Annotated in this window: 1 protein-coding gene; it reads left to right on the top strand. The window is 67.9% G+C overall.

The genetic code is table 11. From position 1 onward, the window contains the following. The coding region (locus tag DLJ49_RS21140; RefSeq protein ID WP_115395472.1) for a putative bifunctional diguanylate cyclase/phosphodiesterase at window positions 1-1,885 on the top strand (1,885 nt) is incomplete at its 5' end. Window positions 1,886-1,984: the final 99 nt, after the last annotated feature.

Genomic DNA, 1,984 nt, shown 5'->3' with positions numbered 1-1,984 from the left:
CGCGCAATCGGCCGAGACCCTGTGCCGATGGGAGCAGCGGTTTCGCATCATCGACGCGCAGGGAAAGCGCAAATATCTGCTCGGTCGCGGCACGCCGTGGCGCCTGCCCGACGGTGGCACCGAATGGCTGACGTTCATCTTCGACGTCACCGCCCAGGTTCGCGCGGAGGCCGAGGTGCGCTCGGTGTCCTACCGGCTGTCCATGGTGAGCGAGGCGATCCCCGACGGCTTCGCGCTGTTCGATCGCGACGAGCGCCTGGTGATCTGCAATTATCGCTTCCGGGACGTATACGATCTCGATCCCGAGCCGGACCTGCGCGGCATGACCTACGAGACGCTGCTGCGGCACTCTGCGCGCAAGGGTCTGTTCCGGGCCGCCGAGGGCCGCGAGGAGGCGTGGATCGCCGCGCGCCTGGCGAGTTTCCGCACGGCCGACGCCGCGCCGGAAGATGCGTATGCCGGGGCGCGATGGTTCCGGATCCTCGACCGGCCGACCGCGGATGGCGGGCGCGTGGCGTTCCGGATCGAGACCACGCACACGCGGGACCGCGAGGCCAGTCTCGAGCGTGCCGCCCTGACCGACAGCCTGACGGGTCTGCTCAATCGACGGGGTCTGTCGCGCCGACTGCCCGAGATCGCGCAAGGGATCGAGCCCGGACAGAGGATCGCGCTGTGTCACCTCGATCTCGACAAGTTCAAGGCGATCAACGATACGGCCGGTCACGAGGCCGGCGACCGCGTCCTGCTGGACGTCGCCGGCAGGCTGTCCCGCATCCGGCCCACGGGCGCGACAATCGCCCGGCTCGGAGGCGACGAGTTCCTCGTCGCCATGCCGACGCGGGACAGCGACGCGGACGTGATCGACGCGGCGGAGAAGATGCGTCTGGCCGTCGGCTCCCCGGTGGTGCACGGCGATCGCCAATTCCAGATCGGCGCGAGCTTCGGCGTCGCGATCTGGGATCCGCGCGGGGCGCGAAGCCTCGAGCAATGCCTGCTCGATGCCGATACGGCGCTGATCAACGGCAAGGCCGCGGGCCGGAACCGAACGATCATCTTTTCCGAAGAGATGCGCTGCGAGGCGGAACGTGTCGCGCGGCTTGCGAGCGAGATCCGCGAGGGTCTCCGCGGGGGCGAGTTCGTCTGTTTTCTCCAGCCGCAACTCGATCTCGAGACGAACCGCGTCTACGGCTTCGAGGCGCTCGCCCGCTGGCGTCGGCCGGACGGCGCCGTCCTGCCCGCCGGCGCGTTCGTGCCAGTGGCCCGGGAAACCGGACACATCATGGAGATCGACCGGTGCGTGCTCATGGAGGCGCTGGCGTCGCTCCGGAACATCCGTTCTTCCCACGCGGCGGCGACCCGCGTTTCGATCAACCTCGCGAGCGAGCGCCTGCGTGACCCGAACATCCTGGAGGACCTGCTCGATCCCCTGTTCCAATCCGGGCTGGGCACCGACTGCGTGACGCTGGAGATCCAGGAATCGACCTTGCTCGACGATCGCTCCGACGTGATCGCGGTCAATATCGCCGCGCTGGCGGACGCCGGCTTTCGCATCGAGCTCGACGATTTCGGCACCGGCCATACCGCGCTGACCAGTCTGCGCCGGTTCCCCGTCCACCAGATCAAGATCGACCGAAGCCTCGTGACCGGGATCGACAGCGAGCCCGCATCGCGCGCCATCGTCGATGCGATTTCAAGGCTGGCAGCGCAGCTCGGCATCGGCGTGATCGCCGAGGGCGTGGAAACGCACGCAGAACTCGCCGCATTGAGGGGGCTCGGGATCGCGCGCGTGCAAGGAAACCTGATCTCTCCACCGGTGTCGCCGCACGACCTGTGCCAGTGGCTTGCAAAACGTGGATCAGGGGGTGAGGCAGCGAAGACCGCCTGACGACATCGGGTCGCGCAGATCGGTCGAAAGACGGACATCCGTCGGGAGGGCCATCGAGTGCCGGCCGACAAGGAAAAGGTCAGCGCCGTTCGCGACCTG

It is taken from the genome of Rhodovulum sp. 12E13 (assembly GCF_003340565.1).
Lineage (GTDB): Bacteria > Pseudomonadota > Alphaproteobacteria > Rhodobacterales > Rhodobacteraceae > HLUCCA09.
The sequence above is the reverse complement of the archived record's forward strand: the minus strand, read 5'-3'. Positions and strand labels throughout refer to the sequence as shown.